Origin of the sequence: Thalassospira australica (genome assembly GCF_000763295.1) — a bacterium.
Classification (GTDB): Bacteria; Pseudomonadota; Alphaproteobacteria; order Rhodospirillales; family Thalassospiraceae; genus Thalassospira; species Thalassospira australica.
Window position 1 is genome coordinate 44,975 of the sequence record NZ_JRJE01000003.1, and the last position, 16,947, is coordinate 61,921.

General features: G+C 53.9%; 20 protein-coding genes. 7 read left to right on the forward strand and 13 right to left on the reverse strand.

Annotated elements, in window-relative coordinates; genetic code table 11:
- Positions 1-3: 3 nt before the first annotated feature.
- The 10 genes from JF44_RS19785 to JF44_RS0101880 form a co-directional block, all read right to left on the reverse strand.
- Positions 4-810: a substrate-binding periplasmic protein gene (locus JF44_RS19785; RefSeq protein ID WP_081944304.1), complete on the reverse strand. Its 807-nt coding sequence runs from the start codon at positions 808-810 to the stop codon at positions 4-6.
- A 197-nt stretch (positions 811-1,007) separates the two neighbouring features.
- Positions 1,008-1,535: a gamma carbonic anhydrase family protein gene (locus JF44_RS0101840; protein WP_156111558.1), complete on the reverse strand. Its 528-nt coding sequence runs from the start codon at positions 1,533-1,535 to the stop codon at positions 1,008-1,010.
- Between the two features lie 181 nt (positions 1,536-1,716).
- Positions 1,717-2,763, reverse strand: coding sequence for an N-acetyl-gamma-glutamyl-phosphate reductase (argC, locus tag JF44_RS0101845; protein ID WP_033067258.1), 1,047 nt, complete (start codon positions 2,761-2,763; stop codon positions 1,717-1,719).
- A 172-nt stretch (positions 2,764-2,935) separates the two neighbouring features.
- Positions 2,936-4,216 carry a hypothetical protein gene (locus tag JF44_RS0101850; RefSeq protein ID WP_238318352.1) on the reverse strand — a complete coding sequence of 427 codons (1,281 nt, stop codon included), beginning with the start codon at positions 4,214-4,216 and terminating at the stop codon, positions 2,936-2,938.
- A 90-nt stretch (positions 4,217-4,306) separates the two neighbouring features.
- Positions 4,307-5,206, reverse strand: coding sequence for a GNAT family N-acetyltransferase (locus tag JF44_RS0101855; RefSeq protein ID WP_052065399.1), 900 nt, complete (start codon positions 5,204-5,206; stop codon positions 4,307-4,309).
- Positions 5,207-5,350: 144 nt separating this feature from the next.
- Positions 5,351-5,845 (reverse strand): 30S ribosomal protein S9, encoded by a 495-nt coding sequence (gene rpsI / locus JF44_RS19740; RefSeq protein WP_038024820.1) that lies wholly within the window; start codon positions 5,843-5,845, stop codon positions 5,351-5,353.
- Entirely contained in the window at positions 5,845-6,312 is a 468-nt protein-coding gene (gene rplM / locus JF44_RS0101865; protein WP_033067260.1) for a 50S ribosomal protein L13, read from the reverse strand. Before rplM ends, rpsI begins: the two co-directional genes overlap by 1 nt.
- Before the next feature lie 155 nt (positions 6,313-6,467).
- Positions 6,468-6,908 carry a PaaI family thioesterase gene (locus tag JF44_RS0101870; RefSeq protein WP_033067261.1) on the reverse strand — a complete coding sequence of 147 codons (441 nt, stop codon included), beginning with the start codon at positions 6,906-6,908 and terminating at the stop codon, positions 6,468-6,470.
- Between the two features lie 128 nt (positions 6,909-7,036).
- Positions 7,037-7,324, reverse strand: coding sequence for a hypothetical protein (locus JF44_RS0101875; RefSeq protein WP_033067262.1), 288 nt, complete (start codon positions 7,322-7,324; stop codon positions 7,037-7,039).
- Between the two features lie 281 nt (positions 7,325-7,605).
- A complete protein-coding gene (locus tag JF44_RS0101880) occupies positions 7,606-8,577 on the reverse strand; it encodes a hypothetical protein (RefSeq protein WP_033067263.1) in 972 nt (323 codons plus the stop codon).
- A 196-nt stretch (positions 8,578-8,773) separates the two neighbouring features.
- On the opposite strand from JF44_RS0101880, the gene JF44_RS0101885 reads away from it, so the two are divergent.
- Together JF44_RS0101885 and JF44_RS0101890 are read left to right on the forward strand one after the other, a co-directional pair.
- Positions 8,774-9,568, forward strand: a complete 795-nt coding sequence (locus JF44_RS0101885) for an enoyl-CoA hydratase (protein WP_033067264.1) — start codon at positions 8,774-8,776, stop codon at positions 9,566-9,568.
- Positions 9,569-9,657: 89 nt separating this feature from the next.
- Positions 9,658-10,293, forward strand: a complete 636-nt coding sequence (locus JF44_RS0101890) for a LysE family translocator (protein WP_033067265.1) — start codon at positions 9,658-9,660, stop codon at positions 10,291-10,293.
- Here JF44_RS0101890 and JF44_RS0101895 read toward each other — a convergent pair.
- Positions 10,265-11,146 carry a protein-methionine-sulfoxide reductase heme-binding subunit MsrQ gene (locus JF44_RS0101895; RefSeq protein WP_033067266.1) on the reverse strand — a complete coding sequence of 294 codons (882 nt, stop codon included), beginning with the start codon at positions 11,144-11,146 and terminating at the stop codon, positions 10,265-10,267. The genes JF44_RS0101890 and JF44_RS0101895 overlap by 29 nt on opposite strands.
- Positions 11,147-11,346: 200 nt before the next feature.
- Here JF44_RS0101895 and JF44_RS0101900 point away from each other — a divergent pair, with 200 nt between their 5' ends.
- On the forward strand, positions 11,347-11,769 hold the full coding sequence (locus JF44_RS0101900; protein WP_156111560.1) for a CoA-binding protein: 423 nt from the start codon (positions 11,347-11,349) through the stop codon (positions 11,767-11,769).
- A gap of 94 nt (positions 11,770-11,863) precedes the next feature.
- Here the strand turns inward: JF44_RS0101900 and JF44_RS0101905 are convergent, their stop codons facing one another.
- A complete protein-coding gene (locus tag JF44_RS0101905) occupies positions 11,864-12,511 on the reverse strand; it encodes a hypothetical protein (protein WP_033067268.1) in 648 nt (215 codons plus the stop codon).
- Positions 12,512-12,682: 171 nt separating this feature from the next.
- A complete protein-coding gene (locus JF44_RS0101910; RefSeq protein WP_033067269.1) occupies positions 12,683-13,588 on the reverse strand; it encodes an OmpA family protein in 906 nt (301 codons plus the stop codon).
- Positions 13,589-13,814: 226 nt separating this feature from the next.
- Between JF44_RS0101910 and JF44_RS0101915 the strand changes: the two genes are divergently transcribed.
- The 4 genes from JF44_RS0101915 to JF44_RS19790 all read left to right on the forward strand — a co-directional run bounded on the left by JF44_RS0101915 (position 13,815) and on the right by JF44_RS19790 (position 16,905).
- Entirely contained in the window at positions 13,815-14,771 is a 957-nt protein-coding gene (locus JF44_RS0101915) for a mechanosensitive ion channel family protein (RefSeq protein WP_033067270.1), read from the forward strand.
- A 188-nt stretch (positions 14,772-14,959) separates the two neighbouring features.
- Positions 14,960-15,541 carry a DJ-1/PfpI family protein gene (locus tag JF44_RS0101920; protein ID WP_033067271.1) on the forward strand — a complete coding sequence of 194 codons (582 nt, stop codon included), beginning with the start codon at positions 14,960-14,962 and terminating at the stop codon, positions 15,539-15,541.
- A 119-nt stretch (positions 15,542-15,660) separates the two neighbouring features.
- Positions 15,661-15,993, forward strand: coding sequence for a ribbon-helix-helix domain-containing protein (locus JF44_RS0101925; protein ID WP_081944305.1), 333 nt, complete (start codon positions 15,661-15,663; stop codon positions 15,991-15,993).
- 111 nt (positions 15,994-16,104) lie between these two features.
- Complete coding sequence (locus JF44_RS19790; RefSeq protein ID WP_162181376.1) at positions 16,105-16,905, forward strand: substrate-binding periplasmic protein; 801 nt, start codon at positions 16,105-16,107, stop codon at positions 16,903-16,905.
- Positions 16,906-16,947: the final 42 nt, after the last annotated feature.

The following is a 16,947-nucleotide window of genomic DNA, read 5'->3' on the forward strand; positions in this document are numbered from 1 at the left end:
CGTTCAGTTAGCCCCGATGCCGTGCTTCCCATAAAGTGCGCGGTACTCGGGTGTTTGCGACTGGCGGATGATCTCGTGACTGATCTTGCGCACCAAGTCAGACGAAATGTTTTTGGCTGAAAACATCAGGCGGACTGGCTCCCTGCCCAAGACAAAGGGGTGTTCTTCGACACTGTTGCCATATCCCTGTTTTTTGGCCTGCGCGATATAGGTCGCCGGGATACCAAGCAAAAGATCAATTCGATCTGCCAGTAACAACTGTAAACCATGCCCGCTGATAGAAACGCCACTGACATGTTTGGCCCCTTGCGGGCTATTGCGAAACGCCTCGAACGCTTCACCACGATATGCGCCGTTGACAGACCCAATTACAAGATTCTGTGTAATCACATCATCCAAACTGTCAATTTGCAGGGCCTGTGCATCACCCTGCCTTACGGCAAACCCGATCAATTCATTGCGATACGGGACCGAAAACCAGCCAATCTTTGATCTTTCTTCGGTAAAGGAAGCAGACGGCAACACATCAAGTTGACCGTGCTTAAGCGCATAAAGGGATCGCTTCCAGGGCAGGAAGACAAAACGGAATTCGCACCCGACAGCCTCCATGACCTTGGCAATAAAAACATTGTCGATGCCAACCGCCACGCCATTCGAGTCCTTGACGCTAAACGGGCTATAACTCTCCGAAGCTCTGATTGTCAGCGGTCGTGTACACGCGCTGAGCGGCTCTGCCATGCTTGCCGTCTCGCCCCCCACAAGCAAGATCAACAACAAAGCCAAGCATGGCAAACGGCGCCAAGCGGCCATGATATTCTCCCCTCACCCCATATTGGTTCAGCACACCCTTTTTCTTTTGAACGCATCGGGCTGTCTGAAATTCTATTGCCTTTTGGTGAATGCTTCCTCCGCCACCTGCCAAAGATCATGCACCAAAATGGTGCAAAATCAAAGAGTTCGCCTTTTCAATGATCGTTCGATCGCAAGTACGGTCTGATTTGGCACAATCACGCCAAATCCTTCGGGATGGATTGAACGTATTCCTGTGCCAGATCGGCATAGCGATCGGCCGACACTTTGAAGAATTCGATCTCTTCCTGCGTCAAATCACGCACCTTGCGCGCAGGAACACCGGCCCAAAGTTCACCTGCGGGAATGCGTTTTCCCGGTGCCAGCAGCGCATTGGCGCCAAGCATCCCGCCCTGCTCAATCACGCAGCCATCCATCACGGTCGCCCCCATGCCAACAAAGCTTCGGTCTTCAAGGGTGCAGGCATGAATGATTGCTGAATGACCGATGGTAACGTCATCACCGATATAGGTCCCGAACTTGCCCTTGGCGACATGCACCATGGTCAGGTCCTGAATGTTGGTGCGAGATCCGATGCGAATTTCATGCACATCCCCACGGATGACGCAGCCAAACCAGATACCGGTTTCGGCCCCAATCTCGACATCGCCGATGATGGTCGCGTTGGGGGCGATAAACGCGGTTTCATCAATGGTGGGCTTCACCCCGCGATAAGACAAACGCATGGCTATGGGACCTTTCACAAAATGGCGCTCTGACAATTGCTGTTAGTTTAAGGGCGACGCCCCCGACATGAAAGACTGCTGTGACAAAATTCGACCAACGCCCAACCAAAGACAACAACAGCGCAAAATAAAAAAGGCGGAACCGTCTGGCTCCGCCCTTGATGCTTTGTTGTTGGTCCGATTACGGGAACAGTGGCTCGATCTCAAGCCCCATGGTTTCCGGCAGGCCCAGCATGACATTCATATTCTGAACCGCCTGCCCCGATGCCCCTTTGACCAGGTTGTCTTCCACCGCAACAATGATCACACGCCCCGGCACACGATCCTTGACGACCCCCATCAGGACATAGTTCGACCCACGCACATGGCGGGTTTGCGGTGTGACACCAAATGGCAGAATGCGCACAAACGGCTCGTCAGAAAACCGTTTTGCAAGGGCGGCCTGAATGTCCTCGGCGGTCGTGCCATCGGTCATTTTGACATAGATGGACTCAAGAATGCCGCGGCTCATCGGCATCAGATGCGGGGAAAAGTTCACCACAACATCACTGCCCGATGCCCATGCAAGGCCCTGTTCGATTTCCGGTGCATGGCGATGCCCGCCGGTGCCATAGGCATGAATGCCTTCGGTCACTTCGGCATAAAGCGTCATTTCCTTGGGCGAACGGCCTGCGCCCGTCACACCGGATTTGGCATCAATGATGATGTCATCGGCATGAACAAGCTTGCTTTCGATCAGTGGCGTCAGCGCCAACTGAACCGGCGTCGGATAGCATCCCGGATTGGCAACCACACGTGCCGCCTTGATCTTTTCACGGTGCAGTTCCGTCAGGCCATAGGCCACTTCTTTCTGCAAATCCTGTGCGGCGTGGTCTGCGCCATACCATTCCTTATAGGTCGCCGGATCAAACAGACGGAAATCGGCAGAAAGATCAACAACCTTCACATGTTTAGGCAGACCGGCAATCACTTCCTGCGTCGTGCCATGCGGCAGCGCACAGAAAATCAGGTCAACCGTTGACCAGTCAGCATCTTCGATCTTGATCATGGTCGGCAGATCGATATGGGCAAGATGTGGGAACACTTCCCCGAATGGACGTCCGGCGCGTCGGTCTGCGGTCAACAGGGTGATGTCCGCAGCATCATGGTGCGCAAGAATACGAACCAATTCCGCCCCGGTATAGCCACTGGCACCGAGAATTCCGACTTTGACCTTAACGTCACTCATTTCAAATCTTGCTCCTAAAAGCTGCCCGAAGATGGGCAGGTATCAATAACGCGCGGATGTTGGCAAACAAGCCCCCGAGATGCAAGCAATTAGGCGGCAAATATCGCTTATATTCCGCAACATGCCCTCGTGGCTCACATGAGGCGTGAACATGCCCGCAGTTCCCCCCCCACTATTTCTGGCGTGCGCGGCGAACGGTGGACGGACAGGCGCGCTTGTCCTCGGGCAATACGGTATAGAATTTTTCGATCGCCTCATACCCGGTCGGGCGTGCGACCGGATAGCTTGCGACATATCGACGGTCAGACAGTCCAAAGTCGCTGGCCTTCAAACCCGATCGCTGCAGCCACATCCGTTGATGGGCGTCAGACAGGACAACCTGCGGATCATCGACCAAAAAGATCGCATCGCGTGCCAGCCGGTCATTGTATTTATGATGCGTCGGCAGCCACGCCGCCAGCTGTTTGCGCAGCTCGCCGGGGCTTGGGACATCGCTTGTTCGGGTGACGAATTTTGTCATCCGTTCCACAAGCTGGCTGATATCACCCGGCGGCACGGACCCGTGCGTTGCCCGGTCGATGAAGAATGCCAGATCAATCTCGGTCGGATCACGCCCAATGACCGATTTGATCGCACCATAAAGATTGAAAAATCGCGCTATCTTACCGCCATCTGCATTGACTGCGTCATAAACCCGATGATAGGCGGCCTGTACTTCTGCCCGCGCGCCATAGGCAGCAAAGCGCCGGGTAAAGTCATCACGCTTCTGATCATCCACCCAGATCGCACACAATACATCAAAGGCCGCGTCATTATTGCCAAGGGCAAGTCTGTGCATGTCTTCGGTAAACGGGCCAAACACGCTTTGCAGCAGGCCGGGATTGGCGCGCTCTGCGGCAAAAAGGATTTGCTGGATTTCCGCCCCGGCCCCGGCCGTCGCCCCGCGCGGCCCCCAGGTCAGATAGGCGCGTGGATCGTTTGTATGGCAATAGGGATCACCTTCAAGAAACGTCTTGCCACTGCGCGGATTTCTCGACTGACAGAAATTGAACTGGATCACGTCATAATCGGTACCTTCCAGCGCGAAGGTCAGATGATTGGCACGTGTGATCGCATCGGGTGGTGCCATGTTGGTCGGCATTAACAACCGCCAAAGCCCAACCGTGATCGCCCCATAATTTTCCGCCCCGACTGCAGCCCTCACGGCTGCGTTCAAACACGGTTGCAAATCAATGATCGCCTGGCGGGTTTTGGCCCCGACAATCCCGTCTGCCCCGCCATAGCTGCCCGGGGATTTGCCGCTACAATTTGCTGCCTGCGCAAAAAGGTTTTGCTGAAACACAGCAACCGACCCATATCGCCCCAACGTCAAGGCGCGGTTTTCAAAACGGTATAAAACCTGCGCAAGATTTTGCGCCTGCGCCGAACGACCGATGCATCCAAACACAACCATTCCCGCCATCAGCAATACGGCCAATGACGGGAACAATCTGTATTTGAAATGAAATGGCTGGCTGCGAAACAGAGCAGACCTCACACCGGTTTACGGGCTTGTGACGAACATTTCGTCAAGCTTAACCGGGCTTTTCAGCAACGCCAAGCGATAGCGACCGACCTTTTCAAATCCCAACGCCGCATAGGCCTTGGCGGCGGCTTCGCTGTCGGTTGACAGGATCGCGCGGCCAACCCCGCGTGAACGTGCCGCCAGAAGCGTCTTGGCAATCAGAATACGGGCATATCCGTTTGATCGGTGTTCGGGCGGGGTCCAGACCGGGCCAACCTGCACCATATCGGGCAGCGTCGCGTTAAAGCCCGACAGTGACACCGGCCTGCCATCAACGATCAAACCCCACATGTTACGCGCATCAAGTGCGTGCACAAGCCGCGAGGCGATCTTGCCATCAAGACTTGGCGTATCTTGCGCCCCCAGTGCTTCGATTTCATAGGCCCGCAACCACCGTAAAAGTGTATTGCGTTCGACCTGCCCGGCATCGACCATCTGAAAATCATCGGCACGCGCATTGTCCGGCACGATCAGGTCTTTCAGATCAAGCGCATAAAGGATGTCAGATGCATTGATGGCATATTGTGCGTTTCCAAGACCAAGCTGGCCCAGCATGTCTTGCGCCGGGCCCGCATCGCCAAAAACACCCGCAACAGACTTAAGCGGATCACTGATAAAGGCCCGGGTCAAACCGGCGGGGATCGCGGGATGATCACCGGCCTCAATGAACAGATTGCCGTTTGCAAACTGGGCCACCATCGCATGAATGGTCCCATCAGCGGCAACTTCCCCAAAATAGCATCCAGAAAGGGGATGACGACGTCGCTCGATACCGGCAGTTCGCAGGTTCCCGCGCAGAACCATGCTGGTTGCAGCATGATTGGCAAGGAATGCGTTTGCGGCATCAAGATCGGCGTCGTGCAGCTTTCTGTACTGCATATCGGGGGTCCCTTTCAGATCAGGGGTTTCAAGGCTGCCTTTTCGGAAAGCCCATCTGGAACTTCCATGAAAAAAGCACAAAAAAAGATGGCCCGCTGAACCAGCGGGCCATCTTGAAATCGCGTATCGCGTAAGCGTGCCGGTTTAGCGCTTCGAGAACTGGAAGCTACGACGGGCTTTGGCGCGACCGTATTTTTTACGTTCGACAGCACGCGAGTCACGGGTGAGGAACCCACCAGCTTTAAGTGACGGACGCAGTGCAGGTTCGAAGGTGGTCAGCGCACGGGAGATACCATGACGAACGGCACCGGCCTGACCGGAAAGACCGCCACCGGTAACGGTGCAGACAACATCGAACTGATCTTTACGATCGGTTGCGGTGAACGGCTGGTTGATCACCATGCGCAGAACCGGACGTGCGAAGTAATCTTCGAACTCACGACCATTGACGGTGACTTTGCCCGAACCCGGTTTGATCCAGACACGTGCAATTGCGTTCTTACGACGACCGGTTGCATAGGAACGGCCCTGTGCGTCGATCTTCGGTTCCGGCAGGGTGCCTTCTTCTACAGAAGCAGCAGCGACGTCGCCGCTCTGTGCCAGATCCTTGAGATCTTCAAGAGTTTTGGTTTCGGCCATTATTTAGCACTCCGCTTATTCTTTTCGTTCATAGCCGCAACGTCGAGTACTTCCGGCTTCTGAGCGTCATGCGGATGCTCGGTACCAGCGTAAACGTGCAGCTTGGAAAGAACCTGGCTGCGCAGCGGGCCACGGCTCATCATACGCTCAACAGCTTTGATGATGACGCGTTCCGGGTGCTCACCGTTCAGGAGCTTGTCCATGGTGCGTTCTTTGATGCCGCCCGGATAACCGGTGTGCCAATAGAACTTCTTGTTCTGAAGTTTACGGCCAGTCAGTTTGACTTTTTCGGCATTGACGATGACGATGTGATCGCCACAATCCATGTGCGGGGTAAACATAGCTTTATGCTTACCACGGAGACGGTTGGCAACAACAGCAGCAAGGCGGCCAAGGACGACGTCTTCAGCGTCGACCACGAACCATTTGCGCTCGATGTCGCTCGGTGTCGCAGTGAAGGTTTTCATTATTTCTATACTCGAAAACTGGGTTCCACGGAGGGATTGTTCCCTCGTTGAAAGTCGGCGCATTATGCCAGCATTCAACAGGAAAACAACAGGAATATTTCTTTTTAAAACAATGACTTATTTGTCGCGGTATTATTTTACCACACAAATCCAGTCTATTTTTCCGCCGGTGGCATCGCATATGTACCAACCACATGCGCACAAAGACTGCCATCAACTGCGGATCGAATATGGCATTCCGCAATCAAAAGCCGCCTGCCCGCCTTCAGGATTTTGGCCTCTGCCATCAGATCACCGGGCTTTGCCCCGGACAGGAAATGTACCGTCGCCTCGGTCGTAACGGCCAGATCCGCCTTGGGAACAACCAGCCACGCAACCGCATAAAGCGCGATATCAGCCAGAGCGAAAATTGCGGGCCCCGTAATGACATTGCCCGGACGCAGATGACGTTCGTTAAACGGCAAACGCAGGATGGCGGTATCATCGGACAAGCTTACGGTCCGCACGCCCATATCCCCGACAAACGGGACCTTTTCACGCATTATGGCATCAAAATCCGCAGGCGTAACACCGGTCCGGGTTTCGGAACTGTTCATGGCTTGGCAGCCTCCCTTGATTGCCGCTTGTAATGCAGCATTTTTGGTTGATGGAAGACAGCCTCGCATAACGTTTACGTTAACGTCAACAATTTGCGTCCATTGATACCCATTTGATGCAACACACCCTAGTCGACAACAATTCCCGCGACATCGGTATAGATCGCAACCACCACACATAAAATGATGATCGCCACGATTGCTGTCGCACCGATCTTTGGCAGGTTTTGCTTCATCCACTCACTTGGCGACGGGCGTGGCCCTGTATCACGTTTGGACTTCAGGCGCGGACGAACCGGCCCGCGTGACAAGTCTTGGACGGGTTTGGCAACTTCGTCATTTGACGCCCAGTGATGGCGGGTCTCAGGTAAGTAAACAGGCTGACGGTCATCCTGACCATTTTCGTCATACATCATGGCGATTTCACAGCGTCACTCGCTGGCTCCTGCGACAAGGGTAAATTTACGAACCTTCGTCATCGTCGAAACATATATGTCGCCGTGCTTCAACCATAACGCCCCCGTTTTGGATGTTATCGCTCAGTCGTCCCCGAAAACTGTCCTCGTATCCGTCAATGGCACATCCCGGTATCGGCCGATGTGTATCCCCTCGGCCAACATGATCATGCCTATGCTTCTTGATATATGGGTATTGCGGCAATAGTTCGGCAATAGCAGAACGGGCCAGGGGCCAGGACCTACTTCCCGATAATCAGCGAGAATTCATTGACCGTCAGGATCAGCACATAAACAACAGCAACGGCAGTAATCACATAGGCAGCAAACCGCGCAACCGCCTTGTTCCAGCTCTTTGACCGGCCAGAACCTTTTTGATCCTTCCCGGAACGCCCGCCTGCCGCGCGCCCCTGTTTTTCCAGTATTGCCTTGCGTTTGGCAGCAAAATCTTCCTGCGAGGCCCAATTCGAATCATTGTCAGGCAAATCAATCCGGGACTTGCGGGCATCTGCTTCTTTCAGGTCATCTACCCGACCGGAAATGTCGTTTTTACTGTGCCCCGCCCCGTCGTCCTCACCACGGGCATGATCCAGCAGGGTTCTACCCCCATCCAGGCTGTCGATGTATTCTTCGTAAGCCGTTTTTTCCTTGGCAATCGCTGCTTTTTGCGCAGCCGCATGTGCATCAGCACCAACAGTCGGATCTTGTCGCTGGGCTGCGGGGCCACCCTGCGACGATTGCAGTGCCTGCTGTTCATCCTGCGGCAGGAACATCGACATCAGACCACCCGGCTTGTTCTGCACATGAACATGTCGACGGGGTTTAACTTTCTCAGCGCCCTGCCCCCGTTCCTGTTTGGCGCTTGCAAGGTTCGCATTGCTAATCAAGGGCGTTGGTTTGGGCCCGATCAATGCCGGTGGCTGCACATCAAGATCATGTGCCGGATCGTATTCATCCTCGTTGTCTTCGGGATTGGTTTCGGTTTTCGGCTTTGGCATCAGAAAAGCGGGGATATCAAAGCCGTTTTTTAACAGCCGCGCACGTGCTTCTGCGCGATACCGTTCAAGGTCGCGTTCCATCATATCCTTGCGATCAAACCGTTTGATCGGTGTTTCTCGCACAGGTTTTTGCCGCTTGACGGCTTCCCGGACGGTACGGGTCGGTAAAAAGCGCCCCGGTGCGCGTCCACGCCGACTGGGTGTATTCTCAGCCATCCACAACCACTGCCGAAATCAGTTTTTTACATGACTCAAGACATCAGGGCAGACTGCCCGGACAATTCGGCACATCTCAAGGGTTTTATTATGTGGGGCAGCCCCCTTACCCGTTGAATAGAATTCTACTATGAGACACTGTGTTTGGAAAATCAAAAAAAGCATCATACTCAAACCGCTATCAGGGATAAACGCCATGACTGATGCCCCATCACAAACAGACCTTGTCACCCGACAAGACCACAACGGTTTTGTCACCTTAACCATGAACAACCCGAAACGGCGCAACGCCCTGTCGGGGGACATGATGACAGCCCTTCACACGGCATTCGACGAAATTGCCGACGAACAAGCTGTTCGCTGCGTCATACTGGCGGCCAATGGCCCGGTGTTTTGTGCGGGGCATGACCTTAAGGAAATGCAGGGCATCACCGAATGCGATCAGCACGCCAGCCTGTTTAACCAGTGCAGTGAACTAATGATGCGGATCGTAAGCCTTCCCCAACCGGTCATTGCACAGGTCCATGGCATGGCAACCGCGGCCGGGTGCCAACTGGTGGCAAGCTGCGATCTGGCGGTTGGGGCAGATACCGCCAAATTTGCAACCCCGGGGGTCAATATCGGGCTTTTCTGTTCCACCCCGATGGTTGCGCTTAGTCGCAATATCGCACGCAAACATGCCATGCGCATGCTTCTGACCGGCGATCCGATTGATGCCCAAATGGCGTTTTCGATGGGATTGATATCTGATGTCGTCGCCGGTGATGATCTTGAAAATCACACCCACACATTGGCAGCGGGAATTGCCGCCCGATCCGGCATGACCGTCAGGCTTGGCAAACAGGCCTTCTACAAGCAGGTCGAAATGCCTCTCAACCAAGCTTATTCCTATGCTTCTGACGTCATGACTGCCAACATGCAAAAGCATGACGCCCGCGAAGGCATCGGGGCTTTTGTCGAGAAACGTCACCCAAGCTGGCGACACGAATAAAACATACGGGCATGTATGGGGCGTGCCCCTTGAAAAGACCGTGAAATGCGGCAATCCTGATTGCATAATCTTGTTACGGAGTTCGATCCATGCCGTTTGAAATCTGGCTTGCCTTTGCTTTTGCCTGTGCTGTTGTTCTGGCCATCCCCGGCCCGACAATCATGCTTGTTGTCAGTTATGCATTGGGCAAAGGGCGTCAAACAGCATGGGCCACCGTTCCGGGCGTTGCACTGGGCGATTTGACCGCCATGTCGATTTCGTTGGCCGGTGCTGGTGCAATTCTTGCGGCCTCGGCACAGGCCTTTACCGTGCTGAAACTGGTTGGTGCGGCCTATTTGATCTATCTCGGCATCAAGATGTGGCGTGAAAAACCCGAAGCCGTTCACGATAACCCGGATGCCAAACGCAATCGCCCATCGCGCATGTTTCTGCAGGCCTATGTTGTCACGGCCCTAAATCCCAAGGGTATTGTCTTTTTCATTGCCTTCGTGCCGCAGTTCGTAACAGCCGGAACTCCGATCCTGCCGCAGTTCATCATCATGACGGCAACCTTTGTCAGTCTTGCTGCGATCAATGTTGCGATCTGGGCGATGATGGCCGGCGCACTGCGTGAACGGTTTCGTCATCCGTCTGCCATGCGGCGTCTGACACGGATCGGCGGGGGTGTCATGATCGGGGCCGGCCTGCTGACCGCCCTTACCCGCCGCGCAAGTGCTGCGGTTTAAGCTTCATGGCTGCGATCAGGTTTGCAAGCATCCTGCCCGCAGCCCCGTCGCGCCCGAATGGCCAGATCACAAGCATCACCACACCGGCCGAAAAGACATTCCATGCCGGGCGCAGCGGCCACATCCATTCAAGATTTGCCGCCGCCACCCGATCCGCCGGAACACCGGTTGCCAGGGCGTACCAGGCATATTCAATGCCTGCGGTTGCCAGCCCGGCGACAATCGCAACACCAAGCAGCGTCACGAAAGAACGAAGCTTCCATCCCCGCCAATGGACAAAACGATACAGCATCAGGCCGACAAACATTCCAGCCATCAGGGCAGCTTCGCTGACATCAATTTTTGACTGCATAAAGAAATGCACCACGCCCAAAATGGCGATCGGATAAACAAGTTTGTGCAACCGAACCCATTTGGCCCCCAACCTGCGCATCGCAGACCTTGTCGATGTCGCGGCCAGTACCGCCAGCCCAAGCACGGCCACAAAGCCAATCGTCAGATAAATCCGCAAAACGATCTCGCTTACGATCCGCAGGACATCAAGGTTCTGGCTAATCGCATATAGCCCGACATGCACCATCGCGTAACAAAATGCGGCGACACCGACCTGTCGGCGTATCCAGACCAGTTTGGAAAACCGGGTGATCCTGCGTAAGGGGGTGACCAAAAGTGTCAGCAGTAAAATCCGGATGGTCCATTCACCGCTTTCAAGAATGGCCTCCTTGACGGGTATGGTCGCCCCGCCCTGCGCGATCACGGGCCAAAGCAAAGCGATGGCCGGAACAAGAAGTGCGACAAAAACGGTCAATTTGAAAAACGAAAAGCGTCCGGATGGATCAAGCCAAGGATACATTCAATATATGCCTGTCAGGTGTAATCGACCCTGCAGTCAAAGCGCATCTGACACGCAACGTCATCTAAATTGCCATCAACTTTCCGCGAGGCCCCCGGTATACCCCACCGCAGTCAGAAGAATAAACCACTTCACCGTTGCGACGCACCGCCGAACATACCACTATCATGGTGTAATCGCGCCCCAACAGGATGAAACTGATGACAAAATTTGAAAACCCCACCGATCCTGAAATCAAATCGCTTTTGGATAATACCAAAACAATCGCGCTGGTCGGTGCCAGTCCGAAACCTGAACGCCCGTCAAACCGGGTTATGAAGTTCCTGCTTGATCAGGGTTATACCGTCATCCCCGTTAATCCGGGGCAGGCAGGCAGCACAATCCACGGTCAGCTGGTGGTCGCCCAGCTATCAGACATCAGCGTTTCGGTCGATATGGTGGATGTGTTCCGCAACAGCAACGACGCTGCGGGCGTTATTGATGATGCGATTGCGATTGGCGCAAAATCGGTCTGGACGCAATTTGGCGTCATCAATCCCGATGCCTGCACCAAGGCGAAAGAACATGGACTGATCGCCGTGATGGATCGCTGCCCGGCGATTGAGCTGCCCCGCCTGTCCTGAACCGGGGTCTTTTCATTTCGCTTGAACCCACTAAAAAAGGCACCGTACTTGCGATACGGTACCCTTTGGGAGTTTTTGCTGTGTGGTGTGGCTATCAGCCGCGACCACATTGCGCCATCAGTTCGGGAACAAGCCCCTGATTGCCAATAAAGACCGGTTGAACCGCGCTGGTAACCGAATAGGCCTTGGTGTGTTCATCAACCAACGCATCAAAGTAGCCTGCCGTCTCGAGCACCAATGACATCACGCCATCTGGCTTCATCCGAAGTGAAGCAAAGCCATTGGCATATTCAGTGCGCGCGCATTCGCGGCCAAGTATGGTGTCAAAACGCTCGACCAGAGCGTAGCGCGGATTTTCCATCAGATGATCACGATCCGATACCGCACCGGGCTTGAGCCCTGCCTTGGGAATATATTTTCCAAAATGTGTCTGGGACTGAACAATATAGCCATCGGGGAAATAAACAGCCACGTCTTCGGCCAGAAGAATGCGATCCCCAATCACCTGACCGGACCGCAGAAGCTGTTTGATGCGTTTCCCCGGAATCTCGCCGGAAAATGCATTAAACCGCAAGGTTTTCCCGTCGCCACGCAAATCAGCGAAATAACGTTCGAACGGCACGACGGGTGTTTTGTCCGCCGCATTTGCCGCTGGTGTCATGGCTGCGGTTGCAGCAACCGCCAATGCAAGTACAACGCCCGCTGAGCGTTGCGAAAACACCGACGTGATGACCTTAAGCATATGTTCCCGCCTCTCACTCACAATCAGGAATATATCGCAGAGATTATTCACATTAGTCCCAAATTCAACACCTGTTTCTGCGAAATAACCTTGCGTTCCCAAAAGCACATACAAAAACAACGAGGTGGCATAATGCCACCTCGTTGCCAAAGATTTGGTAAATGTCGGCGATTAGTCGACAGAGATCGTAACGCGACGGTTACGCGGCTCACGAACACCATCCGGAGTCGGGATCAGAAGATCTCCTTCACCAACGGCGTCGCTATCAACCATGTCACCTTTAACACCACGACCGGTCAGCTCGCCAAGAGCGGCTGCAGCGCGACGTTCGGAAAGACGCAAGTTATAGGCAGCCGAACCAGAAGCATCGGCGTGACCAACGATCGAAACATCACCCATCGAAGTCGCCCACTGTTCAGAAGCGGCATCGAGAACACGCTCGGAAACCGGGGTGATTTCAACACTGTCGAAATCGAAGAAGATGGTGAACAGGCGCGGCTCTGCAGCAGCAACCGGCTCTGCAGCGGCCATCGGCTCAGGCTCTACTGCACGAAGTTCTGCCATTGCAGCTTCGAAATCTTTCCAGCACTGGCTGATCAGCTCGGTCTGCCAGCCTTCTTCGCTTTCCTCAACCCAGCAGTCATAACGTGCCTGGGCGATTGCTGCGGTATCAGGCTTCTCTTCACGTTTGCCATCATCAAGAAGTCCAAGCAGTTCGTCACGAACAGCGCGCTTCTGTGCGATTTCTTCATCGGAGAAACGCCAGTTTGCCGGATCTTCCGGAAGCGGCACCTGGTCGCCAGATACGCTGCCAGCTTTCTTCGCAAAGAAGTCGGCGTCAAAATAATCGTACCATTCGTCGGCTTCACGCTGTGCATAGGCGATGTACTCAGCCTTAAGCGCCTTGCCAAACGCAGAGGTCGGCTCCGCGTTCTGCATCGCAGATGAAACAGAGCTGCTGTATGTGAACGGGTTCCCGCCATAGGGTACAGCGGTACCGGTATTCTCGACAGTGCTACACGCACCAAGAAGCGCTACGCCACCGAGTGCACAAAGAATAGACGGACGAATTTGCATGTTTTACCCCTACCTTGAAGGTTGTTCTTCGGATACTACTTTAACACCAATGATGGTGGAATTATGTCTTAAAACGATCGAAAACGCGATTTGTTCCATACACCTAAAATGAATTGGTGATTGTATCGCGCTTTTCAAGAACGCTTAAACCTGCAATGGTAATTCTTTCATACAGATGTATGAGTTGCAATAAACACAATTATGACACGGAACGCACGAGGTTCATATGCTCGAAACCGACGTCTCGACAATTACAGAAATGCTTAAGGGATTTGCGCTGGGCTTTGGCCTCGACCTGCTTGGCGCAGTTCTCATACTTATTGTTGGCTGGTGGGTTGCCGGTCGCGCAGCCGCCTTGGTGCGCCATTCGCTGAAAAATACAAAGTTTGTTGATGCGACGCTCAAGCCGCTGGCATCAAGCATTGTGCGTTATGCCGTTCTGGTTTTTGTCATCATCGCGGTTCTGTCGAACTTTGGCGTTGAAACCACCAGTATCATCGCCGTTCTTGGTGCCGCCGGTCTGGCCATTGGCCTGGCCCTGCAGGGAACGCTATCGAACATTGCAGCTGGCGTCATGATTCTTATCCTGCGCCCTCTCAAGATTGATGAATTCGTCGAAGCCGGTTCTGTTTCCGGTACCGTCGTTGAAATCACGCTGTTTACCACTTTGCTGAAAACACCAGATGGTGTGTTTATCTCTGCACCAAATTCGCAAATCTGGAACAGCGCGATCAAAAACTATTCCCGCAACCCGACCCGACGTCTCGACATCAAGGTTGGCATTGCCTACGACGACGATGTGGATGCTGCTCTTGAGTTCCTGACCAAACTGGTCGCATCTGATGAACGCGTCCTCAAGGATCCGGAACCCATGAGCTTTGTTGCCAACCTTGGTGAAAGCTCGGTCGACCTTACGGCACGTGGCTGGGTCGCAACGGGTGACTTCTGGCCAGCCTTCTTTGATCTGACCCGCAAGTCGAAAACGGAACTCGAAGCCGCTGGCTTCTCGATCCCGTTCCCGCAACGCGATCTGCACATCATCGAAAGCCCGGAAACCGCAAGCACACCAAAAACAGCGGCCAAGGCACCTGCCAAGAAACCGGCAACGCGTTCGCGCGCCACTGCCGCAAAATCGACCACCAAAACCACGGCTGCCAAAAAGGCACCTGCTGCGAAAAGCTGATCGATCTTTGCAAAATCAAATTAAAAGAGGTCCGATCGGGCCTCTTTTTTTGTGCTTTCCCAGTTGATTGGGACAAATGGTTGGCCTTATGCCAACGCGTAGTATCCCGCTGTTACCCGCAAGGCCTCGTTGCGGCCTATAGTTCACTGCCCTTGAATGGCACAACAAAACAAGCGGGAGGACATCCAATGTCTGCGAAAAAAATTCTCATGATCACCGGCGATTATGCTGAAGACTATGAAACGATGGTACCGTTTCAAACCTTGTTGGCGGTTGGCCATCATGTTGATGCGGTATGCCCGGACAAAAAATCCGGCGACAGCATCGCAACCGCCATCCATGATTTTGAAGGCGATCAAACCTACAGCGAAAAGCGCGGCCACAACTTTGCACTCAACGCTGATTTCGCGTCTGCACGTGCCGAGAACTATGATGCCTTGGTCATCCCCGGCGGCCGTGCCCCTGAATATCTGCGCCTGAACGAAGACGTGATCCGTCTGGTGCGTGATTTTAATGACGCGGGCAAACCGATTGCCGCTGTCTGCCATGGCGCACAGATTCTTGCTGCCGCTGACATCATCAAGGGCCGCAATGTATCAGCCTATCCGGCCTGCGCACCTGAGGTGAAACTGGGTGGTGGCATCTATGCCGATATCGCCATTGACGATGCGTGTACTGACGGCAACCTTGTTACAGCACCTGCATGGCCTGCTCACCCGAAATGGATGGCAGCCTTCCTTGCGGTTCTGGGCACAGAAATCAAATTGTGATGACCGGTCGCCCAATCGCTGATTGCGCTTGGGCGACATTTGCCTGACCATGGCCCTGCCCGAATTAAAACGCCGCCGGATGCTTTGAACCGGCAGCATTCACAGGAAAGGCCGTCCAGATGTGTCAAATTTATTCAGGTACCGAAACCGAGCTGTACCAGTCTGTCAGCCGGTCCGTACGGATCAATGGTGTTGTCACCAGCTTGCGTCTTGAGCTGCGGTTCTGGCAAATCCTTGACGAAATCGCCGCTGGCGAGGGTTTCAGCACACCGCAGTTTCTTGGAAAAATTCACGACGAAGTTGTCGCCCAACGTGGCGATATTCCCAACTTCGCATCACTTCTGCGCGTCATTTGTACGGTTTACCTCGAAAAGCAAACGGCCGAGCATCAAGATATGCTGGCCCATTTGCCAACACAGCATCCCGCGGCCTCATCGCGTACCGCGAGCTGAAATTTGCGCCCGTATATTTAAATGCCTGCCAAAGATGCGCATATGCCAAATAGGTCTTGCACAGTGTGACCGTGCATGGCCCTTCCTGCATCCCTCATCTTTGGAGCCGTTGTGAGACAACTTTTCGTTTTCGTTTGCTTTTTGATGTTGCTAAGCCCCTCTCTCAAGGCTTGGGAAACCTTGCATATCTTTGCTGACGATAACGCCATACCAAAGAACTGGCTTGACGAAAACGGCACCCCACAGGGCATCAATATCGAAGTCTTGCAAGAAGTCACCCGGCGCACCGGAATTGAATTCACATATTCATTTGTCCCGTGGAATCGGGCCTATGAATCCGCCCGCAAAGGCTGGGGCGGGATTATCGGCCTGTCAAAAACACAGGAACGGAAAATCACCTTTGATTACAGCCAACCGATGTATTTCGACGAACTGGTTTTTGTGACCAGCCGCGACAATGTGTTTTCTTTTACCGGTCTAGACAACATGCGCGGTTACACCATCGGGGTAAAGCGCGGGGCATCATATGGCGACGACTTTGAACTTGCCCGCGAGCTTGGATTGCTCAGTATCCTTGAATCCCCTGACCGGGCGGGTCAGATGCTGATGCTTTCACAGGGACGCGTAGACGCTGTTCTTCTCAGTCCGGGGAAAATTGCCTTTGCAAGTGTCATGGCAAGCAATGACTGGCTGACCGACCATCTGGACGAATTCGTGATCGTCTCACCTGCCTATAAGCTTGACCCAAACTATCTTGGAATCCCCAAGATACTGGGCAAAAGCCACCTGATTGCACCGATCAACACAGCACTGGCAGAAATCTTTGAAGATGGAACCCACGAACGCATCGTTAAGCGCGTGACAGACGCTGCAGTGCGCGACATTCAATCAAGCCCCCCACAGGTCAATTAAGGCGCACTCACGTTGGTTTAACGCATGCTGCCCGTAAACGGA